Origin of the sequence: Actinocrinis puniceicyclus (assembly GCF_018283645.1) — a bacterium.
GTDB lineage: Bacteria > Actinomycetota > Actinomycetes > Streptomycetales > Catenulisporaceae > Actinocrinis > Actinocrinis puniceicyclus.
This window is the reverse complement of sequence record NZ_JAGSXH010000035.1, coordinates 22,934-44,442: the sequence shown is the minus strand read 5'-3', so window position 1 is coordinate 44,442 and position 21,509 is coordinate 22,934. Positions and strand designations below refer to the sequence as shown.

Here is a 21,509-nt window from a genome sequence, read left to right as displayed (position 1 = left end):
ACTACACGGCGTATGTGGTTACTGTAGCGTCGAGATAGGCCGCTAGGCTACATCAGACTCATGATGGCTCAACTGTATGGAGGCAGGTCGTGGCGCACCCCGCAGTCGTACTACTCAGTGGAGGACTCGACTCCACCACCGTCCTCGCCATCGCGAAGGATCAGGGCTTCACCCCCTACGCCCTGAGCTTCAGCTACGGCCAGCGGCACAGCATCGAACTGGAAGCGGCCAAGCGCGTGGCCGTTACCCTCGGCGCCGCGCGACATGTGATCACCGATATCGACCTGCGGGTCTTTGGCGGCTCGGCGCTTACGTCCGAGATCGAGGTGCCCAAGCACGCTGTCGTGGACGAGATCGACGCAGACTCTATCCCGGTCACCTATGTGCCCGCCCGCAACACGATCTTCCTATCTTTCGCCCTGGCCTACGCAGAGGTGATTGGCGCGACTGACATCTTCATGGGCGTAACTGCTGTGGACTACAGCGGCTACCCGGACTGCCGCCCCGAATACATCGAGGCCTACGCCGCGATGGCGAACCTCGCCACCCGCGCTGGCGTTGAAGGCACCCAGCGCCTGAAGATTCACACTCCGCTGATCACCATGTCGAAGGCCGACATTATCCGGACCGGGCTCCGACTCGGGGTGGACTACGGGCAGACATCGAGCTGCTATGACCCCGACAGCCAGGGCCGGGCCTGCGGCCGGTGTGACACCTGCCTGCTACGACTCAAGGGCTTCGCCGAGATCGGTGCCAGCGATCCAGTCGCCTACCAAAACGTCGAAGCATGACGTACCACATCAAGGAGATCTTCTACACGCTGCAAGGCGAGGGACGCCACGCTGGGCGCCCCGCAGTTTTCTGCCGATTCTCTCGCTGCAACCTGTGGACCGGCTTGGAAAAGGATCGCGACCGCGCGATCTGTCAGTTCTGCGACACCGACTTCGTCGGCACCGATGGCGACGGTGGAGGCAAGTTCGCCGTCGCAGACGACCTCGCGGCGGCGGTCGAAGCGCGTTGGCCCCGCGACTCACGCGATGACCGGTTTGTCGTGTGTACCGGCGGCGAGCCGCTCCTACAACTGGACGAACCTGCGGTCGAGGCTCTGCACATGCGTGGTTTCAAGATCGCGGTTGAGACCAACGGCACCAAGCCGGCGCCCCACGGCATCGATTGGCTATGTGTCTCCCCGAAGATTGGCGCGCCCTTAGCCATCGGGCGTGGCGACGAACTCAAACTCGTCTATCCGCAGGACGGGGGCGACCCCGCCCAGTTCGAGCACCTCGACTTCGCGTCATTCCGCCTGCAGCCCATGGATGGCCCGAACCTTCAGCGCAACACTCAGGCGGCGATTGAATATTGCCTTAAGAACCCGCGCTGGCAACTTTCGCTCCAAACGCACAAGTACCTGGGAATCCGTTAATGGAGATCTTCCGTGAGTTCACCTTCGAAGCCGCACACCGACTGCCCCACGTACCCCAGGGACACAAGTGCGCACGCCTGCACGGCCACTCGTATCGAGTAATCGTCCACGTCGATGGTCCGATTGAACCAGACACAGGTTGGGTCATGGACTTCGGCGACCTCAAGACGGCCTTCGAACCGGTACGCAAGCAGTTGGACCATTACTACCTCAATGAGATCGATGGTCTTGCCAATCCGACCAGCGAGATCCTGGCTGCGTGGATCTGGGAACGGCTAGCCCCTGGGCTTCCGGGACTCAGCGCGGTGACCGTCCGCGAGACCTGCACTTCAGGCTGCACCTACCGGGGTAGATAGATGCATGACATCCAAAACGAACTCGACGACCGCGGCATCGAAATCGATGAGGTCGGCATCACCGGACTGCGCTATCCGATCACCTTCGACGACGGCACGACGCACCATTCCGGTATCGCTGATCTGGAAGTCACGGTGCGCCTGCAGCAAGACCGGCGCGGCACTCACATGAGCCGCATGGTCGCGCTCGTTCACGACCAGCTGCGTGATTTCGATCCGCGCGCCCTGCCAACAATCCTCAAGTCCGGCGCGTCACTTCTAGACGCGCCGCGTCTGACGATCCGTTTCGAAATGCCGCTAGCGCTGCCTGTCACTGCCCCCGCCAGCGCGCTAGAGTCATATCAGGTGCATCAGGTCGCCATAGTCGGAACGTGGGAGCCGGAAGCTGCTATCGTCAGCACCGCGGTCACCAGTGAGGTCACGAGCCTATGTCCGTGCTCGAAGGCGATCTCCGATTACGGGGCGCACAACCAGCGAAGCCGAGTCACGTTGACCGTCACAGGGCACGATGACTCTGTCTACCCGCTGCCAGTAGCCGCCTGCGTCGCTATCATCCGCGAATCGGGATCGGCACCTGTGATCCCCCTGGTCAAGCGGCCCGACGAGCGGCAGATGACGATGCAGGCGTACGACCATCCAGTATTTGTCGAAGACATGGCACGCGCTGTGAGCGCCGTGTGCCGCGCACGCGGATTGCAGCATCAGATTCGCATTCAAAACCTCGAAAGCATCCACAGCCACGATGCGATTGCATACGTGCGCGCGTAGATCCGTCGCTGGTCCTGACCTGGTTCCCCGGAGTCAGTAGTGAGGCGATGCGGGCTGCCGGGAGTGGTTGCGTTCGAAGTCTGAGGGTGCCTGCCAGACGATTACGGAGTGTCGCCGTCGGCGGTTATGGAAGCCCTCGATGTATTCGAAGACGGCGTTGGCCAGTTCGATGCGGGTGTCCCAGCGTTTCCGGTTGAGGTAGTTCGGCCTGCATGCGGGCCCGGAACGACTCGACCACGGCGTTGTCGAATGGGTCGCCGACGGTGCCCAGCGAGGGCGGCAGGCCGGCTGACCTAGCCCGCTGGGTGAAGCTCCACGAGGTGAACTGCGTTCCGTGGTCCCCGTGGATGATCGCTCCATCAACCGACCCGTGGGAGTCTATGACCACGCCGAGGGCGTTGGTGGCCAGGTCTGCCCGCTGACGGGAGTCGATGGCCCAGCGCACCACGCGGCGGCTGAAGGCATCCAGGACCACGCAGCAGTACAGCTTGCCCTCGCGGGCTCGGTGATGTCGGTGACCCGCAGCTGGTTAGGCGCGTCCCGAGTGAACTTACGCTTGACCAGGTCGGTGACGGTCACGGCGGCGGGCACAGGCTTGGCCCGCGGGCGCGTCGGAAGCCCGGCGAGCGCGGCGCATCAGCAGCGCGACCATGTTGTGCCCGACGGTGACGCCGTGGCCCAGCACTAGCTCCGCGTGCACCCGCGGTTGGCCGTAGGTGCTGCGGGAGGCCTGGTGGATCTGCCCGATCAGATCGGTGAGCCAGGCGTGGCGGATCGCGCGTGTGGACGGCGCCCAGTGCCGCCATTCGTAATAGCCTGATTTCGAGACTCCCCAGGCGTGGCAGGCCCGGGTGATGCGCACGCCGTCATCGTGCAGCTCGGCCACGAGACGAAACCGGACTTTTGGGGGCACCACCGCGGCCGCAGCCTTACGCAGGATCTTGACTTCCTCTTCAAGGTCGCGGATGCGCTGCCGGGCTGCGGCCAGTTGCGCGGGCTCGGTGGTGATCTGGCCTCGTTTCAAGCCGCGGTCGACCAGGTGCTACTGCTTCCAGCGGTACAGGCAGGACTGGGTGACGCCCAGCGACGCGGCGACGTCCACGACCGTGCGACCAGAGGCGACCAACGCCAAGGCCTGACGGCGAAACTGCGTGGGGTACGGTCTCGGCACTGACACACGTCCGATGATCAGCCGCACGGCTCCCACCAGAGTCGGCCTCGCCGGTGCTGAATGTTGCGGCAAGGAACAGGTGGCGGGAGGAAGCTAGCAGCATACTGGCCTATGCCAGTCCGAACCCTGCTAGGCTCCATAGTCCGCGAGTGTCGAGGGGGATGCTCTCCGTCACTTCTCATGACAGTGATCGAGGCATCACGGCACGGAATCGTGGGTTCGCACGCGCGCGCATTCAGTTGGGTCATTAGATGCGCCTGGGAGGTGGCCGCATTGCCGTTTGCGCTGCAGGCAACGGACGTCGTTGCACACCGGCGGATGCGATGTCGAGGGGGTCGGTGACGGGCGCAATCTCCTTTGTCCGGCATGCGCATCTGGGACTGGGGCGGCTTGTCGACAGTCGGATGATCCGGTTTTTCGACGCGCCGTTCCGGGACGAGGTGGTACTGCCGCTTATTGCCGGGGATGTGTCCGAGCCGCTGCTGTTGGATCGGCAACAGCGGGTTTGGTGGCACGACGGCAGCTGGTGGCTCGCCGGCTACGTCGACTCGCCTGATGACGGCAAAGGCCAGGCGTACCTGGTGAAATTCCCGAACGGGCGCAGCGAACACGTTCCGGCGCGCGACTTGTATGTCCGATGGTCACAGCCGCTAGCGGACCCCGTCGGCCTGCTGCAGACGGGCGCGGTCGAAACCCGCTTCCTGCATGAGCGCCGGCTGCAGTTCCTGCGCAGCGTGGCAGAGCAGCGGATCGCCTGCCAGGGACTGGCAGGTATCTGGTCTGCCGGTGTCACCATTTATCCCCACCAGGCCGGGGCAGCACGGCGGGTCCTCACCGATCCGGTCCGCCGCTACCTGCTCGCCGACGAAGTCGGCCTCGGCAAGACTGTGGAAGCCGGGATGGTCATTAGGCAGTTCCTCCTCGAGTCCTCTGGCAACGTCGCTGTGATCGTGCCCGCGGGTCTGCTCGACCAGTGGCGCCACGAGTTGACCTCGAAGTTCCGGGTCGACGAGTTCGATGAGCGAGTGCAGTTGATCGCCCACGAGGAGCTCGCCGCGGCCGAGGACGCCCGGCGCGCCCTGGTCGTGGTCGACGAAGCGCACCGTCTCGCAGGGCCGGGCGACACCGTCGATCTTGCGTACCAGCGGCTGCGGGCCATCTCCCATGCCGCGTCCGGGCTGCTTTTGCTGTCGGCCACGCCTGTTCGGTCCAACGAGGACGGCTACCTGCGCATGCTGCATCTGATGGACCCCGTGAACTATCCGCTGGAGGCTGTTGACCAGTTCCGTCGCCGTGTGGTTTTACGGGACGAACTCGCCGCGGCCGTCGCGGCGCTCGGCGAGGAGACGCCAGTGATGTTCCTGGCTGAGCCCGTCGAGACCTTGAAGAGGCTGCTGCCGGACGAGCACCTCTTGCGGGAAGATCTGGACGCGCTCTCGCAGGCCGCGGATCGTCGTGATGTCGGCCAGTCGCGAGAAATCAGCCGTCGGGTCAGGGCCTACGTCACGGAGACCCATCGTATCCACCGGCGCATGATCCGAACCCGTCGAGGATCATCGGTGGCGAAGGACTTCCCGGTCCGCGGTCGGAGCTGCCCCGCGAACTGGCTTCTGGTCGACGAAGACCGGCGCCGAGGAAATGTGCTGCGTTGGCTCGATGACCTTCGCGCCGAGTTGGCTGGGGCGGACGGGTTCAGCGCCGCCGCAATTCTGCGGACGGCAATCGGCCGCGCCTGCGCGCCGGTTGTAGCACTGGCCGACCTTGCGGTCGCGCTGCGAAAAGAAGAAGGTCATGATCTCGACGAGGACGAAACGGGCTCCCTCGCGGGATTCGCTGGCACCGACGCTGCATTCGGCTTCGCCGACCGGCTCGACGACATTATTGCTAGCGACACTGAATACGATCGGTTCACCGCGATGATCGATTGGGCCTGGCCTCGCGTGAGCGCCCATAAAGTGGCGGTTGTCTGCTCCTTTGCCTCGACCGCAGCGATCGCCGCTGAGCAATTGGAGGAGCGGTTCGGGATCGCGCGTGTGGTGCGGCTGCTGTCGACCATGCCCGCTGATGACCGCGCCCAGGCGGCGCGGCGTTTCGCTAAGGATCCCTTCCGCTCTGTAATCGTGCTCGACCGTTGCGGAGAGGAGGGAATCAACCTCCAGATGGTCGAGGACGTCCTGCACCTTGATCTGCCTGTGAACATTGCCCGGCTTGAACAACGTCTCGGACGCTTCGACCGTTGGTCGGCTGGCGACGCTGCGCCGGTTCACGCCGTGCGGTCAACCACCTTCCGCGAATCAGACGAGGTCCTGGACGCGCATCTGGGCGCTTGGCGCCGGTTGCTCGATGAGGGAGTCGGCCTGTTCGAACATTCCTGCGCTGTACTGCAGTACATCCTGCCCGAGACTGAACTGGCGTTTCTTACTCAGGCCCTCGACCGAGGCCTGAGCCAGGCCGCCGCCGACACGGCCGCCGTACGCGCTGGCCTGAACGCCCAGCGTCGGCGCATCGAGAGCCACGACCTGCTCGACGCGATCGAGGAGCACACCGACGACGACCAGTTCACCGATGCGATACATCGCGGCGATGACGCGTCGGCGATTCTTCGAGCATTTCGCGGCTACGCTGTTGAGGCACTGCAGTTCACCGAGAATACGGATGGCCCCGGTGTCCGCTACGGAGTTAGCAGCACGCACCCTCCGCTGCTGCCGGCCTCGGAGGTGGTCCGGCTCGGTCCGACCGCGCTGCGTCGTCGGTACAGCCACCGGCGCGAGGAGGCGCGCGATGGAGTCGGCCTGTTGCGATGGGGCGAACCCCTCGTAGATAAGATGGCATCACTGGCCGAATGCGATGACCGCGGTCGGGCGTTCGCCGTTGAGGTCCGTCAAGGCAAGCGTGAACCGAACTCCGAGCCTATGCCGTTCTTTTGCTTCGACATTCTGGTGGCGCCCGACCCCGAACCGGTCGATGCGCTGGAGGCCGACAGCCCGGCATCGGCTTCGGCCGCGCGGATTCACCTGCTCCGTCTGTGCCCGCCGCGACTGGAGCGCGTGTGGTGGAACTCAGACCAGGGCGAGCCCTCGGAGCCCACGCGCCGCGTCCTGGAAGGCCCTGAGGTGCACGGTCGGGGGCGTAACCTGGGCAGTCAGCCCGAGCGGTTCGCGCAGTTGACCTCCAGCCTGTCCTGGCAAGTCTTGTGCGAGCGTGCCGCCCGTGAATCGTTGAAGCTGGTAGCCCAGCGGTCCTCGGTCGGCGAACACATTGCCGCAGCGCGCCACGAGGCCGCTCTGGTTCAGGAGCGCGAACGGGCGATCCGGCTCGGCCGCCGGAACGCAGGATTCTACGATGAGACCGACGACGAGGGCATCTTCGAGGTCGTCAACGCCGCCATCTCTGACCCGCAGTTGACGCTCGACGCCTGCGGCGTGGTCATCATCACCGCCCCGGAGGCTTAGCGTGGTCGAACTGAGCCTCGAAGAGGCACGTCACGGCGATCCCCGGCTAGACCGGCGGCTGAAGACCGACGACTACAGCCCTGCCGACGTTGCCGTGATGCTCCGGAGCAACGCCGTCGCCGCTGGCTACCGCCCGCTTCGGCTGCCGGATGAGCTTGCGCAGAAGTACGGTGCGGACAATTGGAGGCTGCACGGTTTGAACCTGACCGGATCGACCGTGACTGCTGAGCGGTGGTACCCGGAATGGCTCGACCACCACGGTTCGATCCCGCCGGACGAAGCCCCGTCCCGAAGAACTCAGAGGCGCACTGACGCGTCCGTGCCCGCTGACCCGTTCTACGAGCAACTCTGCGGATTCCCGCGGTATAGGACAGTTGGGCAGCGAGATGCCCTGCGTGCCGTCGCGGTAGCTGACGCTGGCGACACCGTCATCTGCGCGCTGCCGACCGCATCAGGTAAGAGTGACGTGATTCTTACCCGGGCCCTGCGCCAGCGACCGCGGCAGACCGTCATCATCGTGCCGACAGTCGCCTTGGCCGTCGACCTCGAACAACGAGTCCAGGACCGTCTCGGCAGCGACGATCGATATGCCTATCACGGAGACCTCGAGTCAGTTGAGAAGGAGCGAATCTGTACCGGGATCGAGGACGGGTCGCAGTGGTTGACCATCACCTCGCCCGAGGCAGCCTGCTCCTCGTTAGCCCGTCCACTCAAGGCTGCGGCGGAGCACGGCCGCCTAGACCTGATTGCCGTGGACGAGGCCCACATCGTCGCGGAGTGGGGTGATGACTTCCGTCCCGCGTTCCACACGTTCGCTGCTCTTCGCCGTACCCTTATCGAGGTTTCGCCGGCCCACCTGGCCCCGGTCACCGCGCTGCTGTCGGGCACCCTCGACAGCTACGGGTTGGCCTCACTCAAGCGGCTGTTCGCCGGCCGCAGCACGGTGCTGGTCTGCGCCCAGAGTACCCGGCCTGAACCGGCGTGGTGGTCCGCGAAATGCGACGACGAGCAGCAGAAACGCGACCGGCTCATCGAGGCCATGTGCCGCCTGCCACGCCCCGCGCTGATCTACGTCTCGCTTCACACATCGTCGCGGTCATCGAATACAGCTACCGTCCTTGCCTGGCTCAAGCAGGCCGGGTTCGCCGCAGCCGCGGCAATCGACAGTCGGTCGAAGGCGCGCCAGCGTCATGACGCGGTGCGGGGCCTGCGTCTTGCTGGGGAGTCGCGCGACGACCTTGACGTCGTCGTCGCCACGTCGTCTTTTGGTTTGGGCATCGATATCGACGACATCCGCACAGTGATCCACCTTTGCGTGCCGGAGTCGGTGGACCGTCTCTACCAGGAGGTTGGCCGTTCAGGTCGGGACGGACATGCCACAGCGTCTCTGGTGCTGTGGACGGACGCCGACCAATTGGTCGCCGATGACCTCGCTCGAGCGCGTCTCATCGGGGCGGACAAGGCCTGGCAGCGGTGGAGCAGTATGCGCGGCCGTGGCGCTTGGGAGAGTGATCGTCTGACGGTTAACCTGACGGCCGCCCATGCCGGAGTGCGGTACCCCTGGAGCGATGCGAACCTGTATTGGAACACCCAAACTCTCGCAGCAATGGAGCGGGCCGGCATGATCCGGCGCTACTGGCCTGAACCGGCCCAAACGCCCCAAGACGCCGACGACGACGAACTGGCGCGCTTCTTCGACGGTCAGCGCACCGCCGCCATGCTCGAGATCCTCGATAGCGACATCAGCGACGAGAGCGTCTTCCGCAGACGTTTCCAACACGGTCGACAAGCCTCGCATGCCGCCACGACCGCAGCGCTAGACGCTGCCGTCCACGTCCTTCAGAGCCGGCCGCAATGCACTAGCCGTTACCTCGCTAGCAGATACGAACTCGGTGACTCAGACGGCAACGTGTTCCCCATGACTGTCGCATGTGGAGGGTGCCCTGTCTGCCGCCGAGAAGGGACAAGGCCCTTTGATGCGCCAGCATTGACCACGATGGCCTCCGGCCAGGTGATGCGGACCGCTGACGACCGCCTGCGATCACTGGCGCCGGAGGGCCGCCTGAGCGTGCGCACCGACGGGTTGGACCCACGGGCAGAACGCACCCTGCTGGCCCGGTTGGCACGTCATGGCGTCATCACGCTCATTGCCCCACGCCCGGACATGGTCGCCACTAGTGGCGCGAACGGCCCGTGGTGGATGGAGAACGTGCGTGACTGGTCTGTCAACTCGGACGAGCCGTGGCGGGTCCCGACCGCCTTATGGGTCGATGCGACGGTGGACGATGACGTGCTCGAACTCGCGCTCTCCCGCCTCGCCAAGCAAACGTTCGGCGTTCTGATAGTTCCGCCTGACCGCATCGACCCAGCCAACACCAAGCAGTACCTCCACGAAGCGTGGACACCGACGTACTCGATCGACGACCTGCTGCGGAGGCTGTAGGTGAAGTTGCTCAACCCGCCGGACATCATGCCGGAAGCGATGCGTTTCCTGCTGCGCGCCGTACTGGCACACAAAGACGCGACTTGCGATAGAGAGGAACTGCTAGCCCTGGTGGCACCGGCCGGACTAGCAGAGGTGCTGCGACCGCTCGACGGGCGCGACACCGACACCGACAGTGACCGCGAGGAAACCGCGACTGGCGGTCAAACGATCGCCAAACAATCGCTCAGCGCCCTGCGCATGCTCGGTTTCGTTGACGAGAGCGCTGGCACGGTCTCAGCCGCCGAGCAGACGCTGCGGCAGTGGCCTTCGGCGGACCTGCTGACCGCGCCCTCGTTCAGCCGAGCACTGAGACCTCAGATTTGGCAGAGGTCGAACGCTGAAGCAGGCGCCACGCGCGGTGAACAGGACAACTTCGCCCAAGGCGTGGCGTTACTGTGGGCGATCCCCGACCCTCTAGATCCCGTGGACTTCGAATCCGGCAACCGAACGTTCGTCAGCTACCAACGTGACCACTTTGGGACCGAACGCAGCTCCTGGCCTCTCACCAACTCAGTGCGCTGGCCGCCGCTGCGCCGCTGGGCCATTTATCTGGGCCTAGCCCAGCCAGTCTCCCCGAAATGGGTCGTACCTGACGGCAGTCGGGCGCTTCTGGAAGACCTCGGCGACCTGCCAGCACAGCAGTACACGATCGCCGAATTCCTCGCGCACTGCGCGACCGTTCTTCCCATCTGCGACGGCGGAGCGTTGTCCTTGGTGACCGGAACGAACGGTGTGGATCTCACTCCTGGCTTGTCCCTGTCGCTGCGCCAACTCCAAGAAGCTAAGCATCTTACGTTGCGCTCAGAGAGTGACACCGACTTCCGCGTAGTGGCCCTCGGTCAGGAACGGGAAATGCAATCACGCGCCTCGCACGTGCAGTGGCACCCGATTAGGACGTCGAGGGGATCGCAGAAGTGAACAACACGCCTATCCCCGCGTGCTGGTCACGAGTGGAGATCCAAGTCGCGACTCAGGTCGACGTCGGTGGCCTGGAGTTCGGCGACGCCGCCGCAGACGCCGTGTTCGACGCCGTTCACCAGTCTGTCCCGCTGGGCCGGCTGGACAAGACGAGGCGCGACGACCCCGAGCGCGTGGACCAGACCGAGGTGCTGCGGGATCTGTGCCAGCCGATCGCGTCGAACGAACCACACCTGCGGTTCATCACCGGCAAAGCCGGCAGCGGCAAGAGCCACCTGGTGAGGTGGCTGCGCACGCACATCCCGGACAACCCGGCCTGGCACGTGGTCTATATCGAAAAGCGCAACACCCCGCTGCGGCGTGTCATCGAGCAGATCCTTGCCGGTATCGATACCCAGGCGGCAAACGAACTGCGCCACAGCCTGGCCCAGACCGCCTCACGACTGCCGACCGTCCGTGAGGCGATGCTTGCCTTACTCAATCAGTTGCACCAGATCATCGAATACGACGAGACCCCGGTCATCGACGACCTGAGCGGCGCCGACCTTCAATTCATGCGCCGACAAGTCGCTCGCCTGATCGGTGAACTGCCGTTTAAGCAACGCCTTTCCATTCCCGGGGGCCCGATCGAGCGCATCACCAAGCTCGCGATGTCCGGCATTGATCCGGACTTCGACATCTCCGAAGACGACCTGCAGATCAGCGCCAGCGATCTAGAAGTCGGCCTCGGATCGTTCGAAGACTCCAGCAAGGAACTCCAACGGCTCGTTTCCAGCCTCGTCTCCACCCTCAGCATGCGCCGCGCCACTGCGGCGATCATCAACTACCACCTGACACGCGCAAAAGCCGAGATCTTCACCGGTCGATCGGCGGACCTGCTCAGCGTTTTTGAGGAAGTCCGCCGAGAGTTGGCCCTGCAGGGCAAGGAGCTGTTCCTATTTATCGAAGACCTTGTGCTGCTGCACGGGATCGACACCCAACTCGCCCAAGCACTCACGCTGCCAGCTCGCGCCGACTTGTGCCCGATCCGCGCCGTCATTGCGGTGACCTCCGGCCATCTGGAGCGATACACCACGTTTGCCGAGCGCGGCGTGCAATACACCATGGACGTCGACCGAGCCTCGCTCGAGATCGACGATCTGCGCGCGTTCGTCGGCCGATACCTCAACGCAGGACGGGTCGGCCGCAAAGACCTCGCCGCCGCCGCGAAATCAGGAGAACCTATTCCGAACCGCTGCCCAAAGTGTGTGCACGTCGATCGGTGCCATGCCACCTTCGGCGTGACCTCTGAGGGGCATGGCTTGTTCCCATTCAACGCTGAGGCAGTTGACAACCTCGTCGAACTCGCCAGTCCACAAGGGTTCGATCCGCGTAACATCCTGCGCCAGGTGATCCGCTCACCGTTAGAGGTCGCCGAAGACGAACTCCGACGACGCGGTGCCTTCCCCTCAGCCCGGTTCGCTGCAACGCTCGCCCCGACCCGCTTGGTCGTCCCGGTGGAGTTGCGCAACGCCATCGCGTCCCGATCGGCAAGCGCCGACCAGGAAATCTCGCTGCGTGCCTTCTACGCCCGCACTCCGCCCCGCCTTGATGATTCTCTGCGCGCAATCGCCGAGACCCTCGGCGTCCCACTCACCGATCTGGGAGCCAACGACGCGGCCCCCGAACCGGCGACCGCTACGGCCCGCACCCCACGCGCACGGCCGAATGAGATCGACCAATGGGCCGCTGGTGAATTCCTGGCAGGTGGTCTTGCTCGCACGATCCGCACGTGGATCCTCCGGGCGCTCGGCGCGCGGATGCAGGCCAGCCCCTGTGGTCTGAACGTCCGCGCACTCAGCAGCGAAGTCAAGGTCGGGATGATCAGTGTCACCTTCAGCAACATCGTCATCCCCAAGGCCGGCGGCGGCGGGGCTGCGACCCCGGCCGGACCGACGCTACGGTTCGAGCAAAACGACGCCGACGCCACCCTGTTCAAGGGCATCCTGTCCGCAGCCAGCGGCAACCTGGCCGGGCCGGACGGCGGCGCATGGTTCCTGCACATGCAAAAGCGCCTTGCCGAATTCGAGGCCGAACTCATCACCGCTGCCCAAGCCCACGCCGACGAAGGCCTCATCGAGGCACTCAACATCCTGGGCGTGATGAGCACCGTCGACGGCACGGAGGCCACCACCGCCGCCGAAGCGCTCGCCGTGCTGGTACAGCCGAAGCGGCCGGCTGACCTCAACCCCGTTATCACCCAACTCCTCCAGGGCAGTGACGCTCTGCGGGTCCAGGCACTCACTGAGCTGCGCGATCGGCTTACGCAGCGGAAGGGCAACGGCGCACCGTCGGTCTTTGACGCCGCGGCCGTGCTCAATGCGCTCCTGCCTGCAGTCCGCCTCAACGAACTCAGCGCCACGGTTGGCGACCCGACCCCGCTCGAACCGGGCATGCGGGCGTTCCGCGACCGCCACCGAGCCCTGGCCGGTCAAGCGTGGGACGCGGTTCAGCGTCTGCTGGACCGGCTGCGCCGCTACATCGCCGATGACGAAGACTTCGCCGCCACGGCCGATGAGCTCGACAAATTCGTCAGTCACGCCCACACGGCCGGGGCTCTGCCGCAACGCGACAGCAGGGCCCGTTACGACGATCTTCGGCGCAAAGCCACTCCCGATGCGTTCAAGACGCACCGCAGGCTTCTGAAGCTTGCCGCAGCCGGACCGGCGCCGGCACGGCTGTGGGAGCTAAAACGGGATCCCAGCGCAGACCTCAACGCCCTGCTCGATTACTGGCAACAGTGCGATCAACTTCTCACTGCCTACCAGCCGGACACCGGCAACCAGCCATCCGGCGAGGAGGTCTACGACCGCGAGCGGCTCCAGACTGCGCTCAAAGCACTCGCCGACAGCCTAGAGGGATAGTCCATGCCGCCGACCGAAGACGTCATGCCATCCGACTCAGCCCCCACGCCGCGCGGCAGCACCCTGGCGACCCGAGCTCAACAGGCATTGCTCGACCTGGCGAAAGCCAGAGATCGGCAGCGCGGCGAGGAAGAAGCGCGAGCCATCACCGCAGCCTGCAAGATTGCGGAGCAGTGCACGAAGCAACTCCTAGTCGCTGACGAGGTTCGCCGCGACCTTCTAAACCTCGGGGTGACCGTCGGCGAGCCGCGCAGGCCGGATGCAGCGAAAGCGCGCAGGCATCTGCGCTCGCTCGCGACGCGAGTCACAGACCCCAGCCTTGAGTTGACCGATCGTCTGACCAGCAAGAGCCTCGACGAGGTATGGGAGGTGGCCCGCAGGACGGCCAAAGCCGCCGAACGCGCACTGTACGAGGCCGCGGACGGAGAGCGCCAACTCCTTCGCCCTGACGACCTCGGGGAACTGGTCGCGCCCGTGACAGGTTCTACCGCGATGGCGGTCAATCGGCTCCGCCGGACCCTCGACCAGCCGGCGAAAGACATCGCCGTCGGACAGTTGCCGACCGCCGTGCAGCGGTGGCGCGCGGGCGCTCGGGAGTGGGAGGACATCCGTAACGCTGCAGCAGAGACGATGTCCAGCCTGCACCCCGAGGTACAGACCTTCCTCGACGCAGCCGCGTCTGTACAGGGGGCTCCCTGGCCGCTCGTCACCCAGGCGGTACGTGAGTGGCTCGACCAGTACGAAAATAGCGATGGATACGTGATGAGGCGCACCCATGGTTGATGCCAAGACGCTGCTTGAGGTCTTGGACGCGTTGGAGGACACCGAGGCGCGCGCCCTCGTGTGGGGTTTGACCGACGAGTCATGGACCCAGGAGCAGATCGAGCGCCGCATCGCCGAGTCAGCCCCTGGCTCCGATCCCGTGGACGTATTGAACCAGCTGCTCAACCACAAGCTCGTATTCGCTTTGGACCGGACGTGGCCGCAGGAGTACCGAACCCGGATGTCGGAGTCGATGCGCCTGCTGGCACATCTACGGCAACTGTTCGACTACAGGTTCAGGCAGTGGCAGACCGCTCCGGCCCTGGTTGCCGACTTCCGCTTCCGGCATGAGCCCCGACGTTTTCCTAAGCGAGATCGGACCATCGCCGATCTTGTCACGCACCTGGCCAAGCAAGGCGTATCGGACGCGGTAATCGATGCGGCGACAAAGATCGTCGGCGAGGGGCGCACCCTGTCGCAGTTCCAAGTGGACGCAACTGTCAGAGTCTTCGAGGCGATGGAGGGCCGGGATAGCGGCGTGATCGTCAGCGCTGGCACCGGTAGTGGTAAGACTCTTGCGTTTTATCTCCCGGCCCTGGCCTATCTCGCAACACGTCGCCGCACCGATGGTGTCGGCGTGCTCGCTATCTATCCGCGCAACGAACTGCTGAAGGACCAGTTGGCGGCCGCCCTCGATGAGACCCGCAGGCTAAGAAAGGCCGGTGGTCGCGGCCTGCGCTTGGGAACGTTCTTCTCACCCACCCCTTACAAGGAAGCAGGAGACAAGGACGGACCGGGCTGGAACAAGGCGCCCGGAGGTTGGATCTGCCCGTTCCTCACCTGCCGCGTTGGTGAAGGCGAAGTGCGATGCGGGGGCCAACTGGTATGGCGCTTCGACGACTACGCTAGCAGGATTGAGTGTCTGCACTGTGTGAAGTGTCAGGACGTGGTGAGCCAAGACGAAATCGTCTTGACGCGTCCGGCTATTCGGAGACGACCGCCGGACCTGTTGTTCACTACGACCGAGATGCTCAACCGCTCGCTGAGTAGCGGCGAAAATATGCACGTTTTCGGCGTGGGTCCCAAGGCCGCATGCACGCCCGGGTTGATCCTCCTGGACGAAGTTCACACCTACGAAGGGACAAACGGAGCCCAGGCTGCGTTCTTGCTGCGCCGCTGGCGTCGACTTCTGGGCAAACCCATCACGTGGGTCGGGCTCAGCGCGACCCTAGCCAACGCCGACCGGTTCTTCACCGACCTATGTGGACTGGCCGAAGGCGCCGTGCGGGACGTACGCCCCGACATCGACGATATGGAGGACAAGGGTCGTGAGTACCAGGTAGTGCTGCGTGGCGACCCGGCGGCCCGGACCACCCTACTGTCCACAACAATCCAGACGCTGATGCTGCTGCGTCGCGTCCTTGACCCGAAGGATCAGGGCATCGGCGCCTACGGCAGCAGAGTGTTCGCCTTCTGCGACAACCTCGACACGGTGAACCGCCTCTATCGGATGTATCTCAGCGCAGAAGGACTCAGCCCGTTTGGTGCGCCTAGCCGAAGCGATTTCCCGCTGGCAGGGCTACGCATGAGGCACGCCTCGCTGCGCCTCGGCCCGGTTACAGACTGGGAAGCACGCGACGATGATGGTCAGCAATGGTGGATGCCCGAGGAACTCGGGTTCACGGGCGAACTGTTGAAGGTAGATCGCACATCTTCCCAGGACTCAGGGGTCAGCAGTGACGCGGATGTCGTAGTCACCACTGCCTCACTCGAGATCGGATTCGACGACCCGAAGGTGGGCGCCGTCGTACAGCACAAGGCTCCGCGTGACATCGCGCAGTTCCTGCAGCGCCGCGGGCGCGCTGGCCGGACCCGGATCCAGCGTCCCTGGACGGTAGCGGTTCTCTCCGACTACGGACGCGACCGCATCGCCTACCAAGACTACGAGGCGCTTCTAGACCCGGCACTTCCGGAAAAACGACTACCTCTGGGCAATCAGTCCGTTCGCAAGATGCAGGCCGCTATGTGCCTGATCGACTGGGCGGCGGACCGCTTGGACGTCTCCGCGCGTGACCGCCCCGGCAATCGTGCCACCGAGATGCGCAGGCTATTCGTCCAGCCGCCCACCAGCGGACCCTACGCGGAGTTGCGCAATGAGGTTGTTGCCTTGTTACGTGACGTGATGGAGGGTGGCGAGAAACGACAGGCTCTGATGCGGTTCATCGCCGCATCGATGCACCTCTCCGAGGACGAAGTCGCTGCGGTTTGCTGGGAGCAGCCCCGCTCGCTGTTGCTGGACGTGGTCCCCACGGCGCTGCGCCGACTGTCCAGCGGCTGGTCCGCTTACAAGGAGGGGAGCATCGTCCCCAGCGGCGAGCAGTGGATCAGGGATTCGCCGCTGCCGGAGTTCATCCCCAAGGCCCTCTTCAGCGACCTGTGCCTTCCCGAGGTGGCCATAAAACCCCAGGAGGAATACGACAAGTCAGCTAACACGTCGATCCCGGTCGGCATGGCGTTGAACGAATTGGCGCCCGGAAAAGTCACCCTGCGGTGGGCGGTTCATAGCACCAGAGGCCTATGGGTGCAACCCGCGGCCGATGGAGGCACACTGGCGTTGGAAGACGGCCTGGCCCACCACGGTGAGGTCCTTCGATCGGTTCCCCAGGAGGGCGGCGAAGCCCTGCTCGTCAGGCCATTGATCACGGCGCCGAAGGTGCCGCGAGGTGACATTCAGCCCACCTCGAACGGCCGACTGACGTGGCAGTTGCTGCAGGAGCCAGCCCATACCGGCATCACGCTTCACCGGCCACACACCGGTCCGATAGCCGACGCCGTTCCGAATGTGACCGCCTACCTACACGCCGGCCGCGGCGCCCTGCGAACCTGGCGGTATGCGCTGCAGTCGACCGCCCGCGTTGTGCACCGCTCCGGCCTAAAAGAGGAGGTCACCAACAGCTTCTCATGGCATGGGCAACCAGCGGCGATCGGCTATGAGGCGGCAGTCGATGCCCAGATAGTCTCACTGGCGACGCCCTCGTCGGTAGCCGCATTTGATTTGGCCTCCGACCGGCCCCGACTGCGCCAACTTCGGCGAGACTTCTTCACGGATCTACTCCGCCGCCGCCTGCACGCCCTACGCGTCGATCCATTCCTTTCGCGCCAGATCGCCAACACCGTGATCGCCGCCGCAGCACTGGAGTTGTCCCGGCCTGAAACGAATGCCGCTACGCCAAGCGACATCTCCGCGTGGCGTGGGCACGTCAGCACTGTGTTGGATTCAGGCGCGGTAGATCTCGACGATGGCGACGACAGCGCCCGCGAAACCAACTCGCAGCACCAGGGGTTGCTCGATCTCTTGGACTCTCCGCACGTCTCGGCGGCGATTGCCGAGACATTGCCGTTGCTAATCAGCGAGCCGGATGACTCATGGCTGCCGTGGCTACAAGAGCGATACGTGCAAACCGCCGCCGCGGCCTGGCAGTTGGCTGCGCAGGCCCTGTGCCCGGAGTTCGATGTCGATGACGACAGCATCGTCGACATCCTCACGGTCGGGACGACGTCCCGGTTCATCCTCAGTGACGCATCAATCGGTGGCGGAGGACTCCTCGAGGCGCTCACCTCGAGACTCAGTGAAGATCCGCGCCGTTTCGACCACCTCGTCGTTGCTGCCCTACAGCCCTCCGACCTGGAGGACGTCGACCGCTCGCTGCGCCGCACACTCGACCTGCTCCTCACAGACCAGCAAGTCGCCGCGGCGGCGTCAAACTTCCGAATAGCCCACGGCAGCCGCCTCGCCAATTGGCAGCAGCTTCTTGCGAAGCTGGCATCCTTCGGCGTGAGCCTGGCTCACGCCAGCGTCGCCGCACTCGCCAGCCGGATCTTCCGCCCTGGCTCATCCGCAGAAACCGACGACCTGCTCCGGCAATGCCTCAGTCACTGGGACGCGATCGAGGAGCGCACCGGGTTCGCGATTGACCATCGCGGTATCTGCAACGCTCTCGCCGCAGACCCGACCGTGCGCTCTGCCTTGGCCATGGCCGTCCCAGGGGGAAGTCAAAACGATAGCAATTGGGCCAATTCCGTCCTGCTGGGGCTTCTATGGCCGCGCGCCGAGGCACGAAGAGCCGCCTCCCTCGTAGCATCGAACCGCTTCGTCGATGAAGCGCCTCTCACTGAACGGACCCTAGTGCTGGAAAGCCTGCCTGATCCGGCCCGCGAAATCGACGTGGATGCAGACGGTTGGGTACGTGTGCTCGAACAGCACATCACGCAGACCGGCCGGTGCCGCCTCGTCTCGGCCAGCAACAACCCGCGCAGCCTCAAGGCAGCGCTGCACTACCTGGCAACAACCCCGGTCGAAATGGGCTGGCTGCACGTCCACCCGCGGATCGAGGCGACGACGCGTACCGATGGACAACTCGGGCTCGATGTCTCCCTGGAGGAGGCGCCACAATGAGTCAACGCATTATTCATCGCACCTACGCCCGACCCCACCGGCTCATCGCGGAGGCACTCCAAAGCTTGATCGTGGGCGACCTGTTAGCTCCGGGCCAGCGCCTAATCATCGTGTCCCCGTGGATTTCCGATGTACCGCTTATCGATAACCGCGGAGGCAACTTCAGCGCCCTGAACTCCACATGGGGATCGACCATCATCAGGCTGTCCGCCGTACTTCGCACCATGCTCCACAACCAGACGAAGGTATATATCGCCACCGGCCCGGACCGCTCTGCGGTCACCTTCGTCCGCCAACTCAAGGATAGCGCTCGTCGCGATGGCACCGACAACCTGCTTACCGCGCACAACGCGCTGCCCAACCCAAACGCCCTGGATCATCAGAAGGCAATCGTTGGCGACGACTGGATTGTCCACGGCTCAATGAACCTCACCTACCGAGGAATCGAACTCAACGGCGAACTCGTCACCATCTCTAACGACCTGCCCCACGTCGCAGCTGTGACGACTGAATTGATAAGCCTGTTCTGATGACTGACACCATCACCGCCGGACCGGCCGCACGCTGGCAGACGTTCCTATCCAGATTTTACCAATACCCGAATGAGCTGAGTCCGAACTCCGAAACGCCCCGGCTTAACCAGTTCATCGACGCCGCCCAGCGGTCGATCAGCAGCGACCCGCCCCGGCCGATCCTGCTACCGGCAAGGGTTGCAGGGGCCACGTCCTACTTTGGGATCGCATTCGACACTAACCAGTCCCGGACACTCCGTGACCTGCTGCGATCACATATCGGCACAACATGGACCGACTTCGATGGGCGAAGTCTGCCTGCCACGACAACCGACCCGCTCGAGTCGGCGGCGAGCGTCCTGGCCGGAGACAATCACCTGATATATCGATTCAACGTCGCCGAGGAAACCACAACCCAGGTCGCTCATGTCCTTCGTGCCTTGACGTCGAGCTTGGAGAACAACCCACCGCGCGAGGCACGCATCGCACAGCCCGTAGGGCGGCTCGTCGGTCAGTTCCAGGATGCCTGCGTGTACGGCCCCGAATCTGCAGCCCGATCGGCCTACGCGCTGCTCGCAGCCGACCATAGGATCACCGCCAGAAACCGGCTCTTCCTGCAAACGCAGCTACTCGCATCCTTCCAGCACTGGCAGGAGTTGGAAGATCTGCCCGAATACGGCAATCTGCTCCGCCTGGACCAGCCGTCCTATGTCTCTGACGCCTTAGCCCGCCTAGCAATGTCAAAGCTGCCCGACCTCCCCACGCAAGAAGAGTTCAAGCCGATAGCCGTCCAGTTCGGCTCGTTGATCCCGTCAGTCGCTGCGATCCGATCAGCCTCGGGGGCCCGCTACTACACCCTCTGGGCGCTGGACGGTGGCGAGTCCGTTGCTGCGCTGCGTCGACGGCTCGCTGACGCTGGCTGGACACCTGATCCAGTGATAGAGCACCTCACAGCAGACCGCCAGACGGTCGACGCGTGCCCAGCAACCATCGCATCCCCGGAAGAGAAGCGGGAGCAGGTTCGCCGCGCTATCGACTCCGGCAGATATGACGCCGCCGTAGACGTGCTAAGCACTATGCCCGCCTCTACCGAGGATCTTCCAGCAGTCATTGAAAGCATCGGCAAGACCTTTACTGTTAAGGCGCTCGCCCTGCTAGAGCGGCACCGCGACGTGCACGGTGAGCAGGCGCTCCGTAGTGCGATGGGCTCAACCGCTCTGCCACGCTTCGACATCGCCAGCAGCGACATCGCACAGACCCTCACCGGCCTGTTCGACGGGCGCCTTGAGCCAGGTGAGCGCGATCAGCTCGCCGCTGACGTCAGGGAGCGCGGAGTAGCTGCGATCAGGGCGGAGGGCGGAGTCGATGCCGCGGTCACGTCAATCCGGAATCTGGCAGAGACCCGGACAGCCGCTCTAGCTTTGGAGCCCGGCCTGGATACCTGCATCGACCTGGTCCGGGATCTCAATGCGAGCGGTGGCATGTCCACGCAGGTTCGCGAGTTGTCCCTATGCGTCCTGGAACTCTGGGCTTACTGCGACAACAGCGGTGACAGGCACCGTGCCGGACGAATCGTCCAGCTCACGAGTGACCTCCTGGAGAACGGCCTGGGTAGGGACGCCTTCGACGAGGTTGTCGAATACTTGCGCGCGGGCTGGGACTCGTTCCATACCGATGTGGACATGCCGATGAACGTCGAGGTGCTCGAACTATTACTCGCCTACATGCCCTCGGGCGCCTCCAAGCTTGACGCTTTTGCCCGTCCGCTGTTGACACGCATCGGAGACCACAATGCACGCCGCCTGCCAGCAGCAGTGCTCGCCGTGGCGATCGACATCGCACCGGTGTTCGGAACCGCAATCCAACTCACCGAACGTGTCTCCCAGGAGCTTGCGACAGCGGGAACTCGGCGCACAACCAGCCTGAAGATCGCCCTGTACTCTCTCATTGAGTCAGCCGCAGACAGAGCAGCGAACCTCCTGCGCAGTCGCCATCCCGGCCTCGGGGTCGTTGTGTTGACCGATACGGTGGCGACATCTGCCCTGCGAAACGCCGCTCACAGCGCAGACTTGCTGGTGATCATGGACAAGGCGGCAACCCACTCTGCTGTGGACACACTTCGAGCTAACCGTGATGCGCGCACCATCAGGTATGCGAGCGGCAAGGGATCGACTTCACTTATTGAGGCGGCCGAGCAGTGGCTAAGCGAACAGTAAGCATGCCAGCCGAGCGTCTACGCAGATCCGCGTGCGCGTACGTCTGAAGCCCCGATAGTTCGACGCCCAATGGCACGGTACGCGCAG

The 21,509-nt window shown here is 64.3% G+C and carries 12 protein-coding genes and 1 pseudogene; 12 read left to right on the top strand and 1 reads right to left on the bottom strand.

Annotation, left to right across the window (positions count from 1 at the left end; all coding sequences use genetic code 11):
• Positions 1-89: 89 nt before the first annotated feature.
• From queC to KGA66_RS12330, 4 genes are read left to right on the top strand one after another with little or no spacing between them, the layout of a single operon-like run.
• Entirely contained in the window at positions 90-791 is a 702-nt protein-coding gene (gene queC / locus KGA66_RS12345; protein WP_211467902.1) for a 7-cyano-7-deazaguanine synthase QueC, read from the top strand.
• Entirely contained in the window at positions 788-1,423 is a 636-nt protein-coding gene (gene queE, locus KGA66_RS12340) for a 7-carboxy-7-deazaguanine synthase (RefSeq protein ID WP_211467900.1), read from the top strand. The genes queC and queE overlap by 4 nt, the downstream gene beginning before the upstream one ends.
• Positions 1,423-1,779 (top strand): 6-carboxytetrahydropterin synthase QueD, encoded by a 357-nt coding sequence (gene queD, locus KGA66_RS12335; RefSeq protein ID WP_211467898.1) that lies wholly within the window; start codon positions 1,423-1,425, stop codon positions 1,777-1,779. The genes queE and queD overlap by 1 nt, the downstream gene beginning before the upstream one ends.
• Complete coding sequence (locus tag KGA66_RS12330; RefSeq protein ID WP_211467897.1) at positions 1,780-2,547, top strand: GTP cyclohydrolase I FolE2; 768 nt, start codon at positions 1,780-1,782, stop codon at positions 2,545-2,547.
• Between the two features lie 33 nt (positions 2,548-2,580).
• On the opposite strand, the pseudogene KGA66_RS12325 reads toward KGA66_RS12330, so the two are convergent.
• A pseudogene (locus KGA66_RS12325) lies at positions 2,581-3,718 on the bottom strand (IS3 family transposase).
• Positions 3,719-4,056: 338 nt separating this feature from the next.
• Here KGA66_RS12325 and dpdE point away from each other — a divergent pair.
• Genes dpdE through dpdD form a run of 8 tightly spaced genes read left to right on the top strand, consistent with a single transcriptional unit; the run spans position 4,057 to position 21,422 of the window.
• Positions 4,057-7,170 carry a protein DpdE gene (dpdE, locus tag KGA66_RS12320; RefSeq protein WP_211467895.1) on the top strand — a complete coding sequence of 1,038 codons (3,114 nt, stop codon included), beginning with the start codon at positions 4,057-4,059 and terminating at the stop codon, positions 7,168-7,170.
• A gap of 1 nt (position 7,171) precedes the next feature.
• Positions 7,172-9,613 carry a protein DpdF gene (gene dpdF, locus KGA66_RS12315; RefSeq protein WP_211467893.1) on the top strand — a complete coding sequence of 814 codons (2,442 nt, stop codon included), beginning with the start codon at positions 7,172-7,174 and terminating at the stop codon, positions 9,611-9,613.
• Entirely contained in the window at positions 9,614-10,573 is a 960-nt protein-coding gene (gene dpdG, locus KGA66_RS12310; RefSeq protein WP_211467891.1) for a protein DpdG, read from the top strand.
• Positions 10,570-13,476, top strand: coding sequence for a protein DpdH (gene dpdH / locus KGA66_RS12305; RefSeq protein WP_211467889.1), 2,907 nt, complete (start codon positions 10,570-10,572; stop codon positions 13,474-13,476). Before dpdG ends, dpdH begins: the two co-directional genes overlap by 4 nt.
• Before the next feature lie 3 nt (positions 13,477-13,479).
• Positions 13,480-14,259, top strand: a complete 780-nt coding sequence (locus KGA66_RS12300) for a hypothetical protein (protein WP_211467887.1) — start codon at positions 13,480-13,482, stop codon at positions 14,257-14,259.
• Positions 14,252-18,694, top strand: coding sequence for a protein DpdJ (dpdJ, locus tag KGA66_RS12295; protein WP_211467886.1), 4,443 nt, complete (start codon positions 14,252-14,254; stop codon positions 18,692-18,694). Before KGA66_RS12300 ends, dpdJ begins: the two co-directional genes overlap by 8 nt.
• A complete protein-coding gene (gene dpdK, locus KGA66_RS12290) occupies positions 18,691-19,224 on the top strand; it encodes a phospholipase D-like domain-containing protein DpdK (protein WP_211467885.1) in 534 nt (177 codons plus the stop codon). Before dpdJ ends, dpdK begins: the two co-directional genes overlap by 4 nt.
• Positions 19,224-21,422: a protein DpdD gene (dpdD, locus tag KGA66_RS12285; protein WP_211467884.1), complete on the top strand. Its 2,199-nt coding sequence runs from the start codon at positions 19,224-19,226 to the stop codon at positions 21,420-21,422. The genes dpdK and dpdD overlap by 1 nt, the downstream gene beginning before the upstream one ends.
• Positions 21,423-21,509: the final 87 nt, after the last annotated feature.

Excerpts from the sequence above, each read along its gene's own strand:
- queE (WP_211467900.1), top strand. The coding sequence starts at position 788 with ATGACGTACCACATCAAGGAGATCTTCTACACGCTGCAAGGCGAGGGA.
- queD (WP_211467898.1), top strand. The coding sequence starts at position 1,423 with ATGGAGATCTTCCGTGAGTTCACCTTCGAAGCCGCACACCGACTGCCC.
- KGA66_RS12330 (WP_211467897.1), top strand. The coding sequence starts at position 1,780 with ATGCATGACATCCAAAACGAACTCGACGACCGCGGCATCGAAATCGAT.
- KGA66_RS12300 (WP_211467887.1), top strand. The coding sequence starts at position 13,480 with ATGCCGCCGACCGAAGACGTCATGCCATCCGACTCAGCCCCCACGCCG.
- dpdJ (WP_211467886.1), top strand. The coding sequence starts at position 14,252 with ATGGTTGATGCCAAGACGCTGCTTGAGGTCTTGGACGCGTTGGAGGAC.
- dpdK (WP_211467885.1), top strand. The coding sequence starts at position 18,691 with ATGAGTCAACGCATTATTCATCGCACCTACGCCCGACCCCACCGGCTC.
- dpdD (WP_211467884.1), top strand. The coding sequence starts at position 19,224 with ATGACTGACACCATCACCGCCGGACCGGCCGCACGCTGGCAGACGTTC.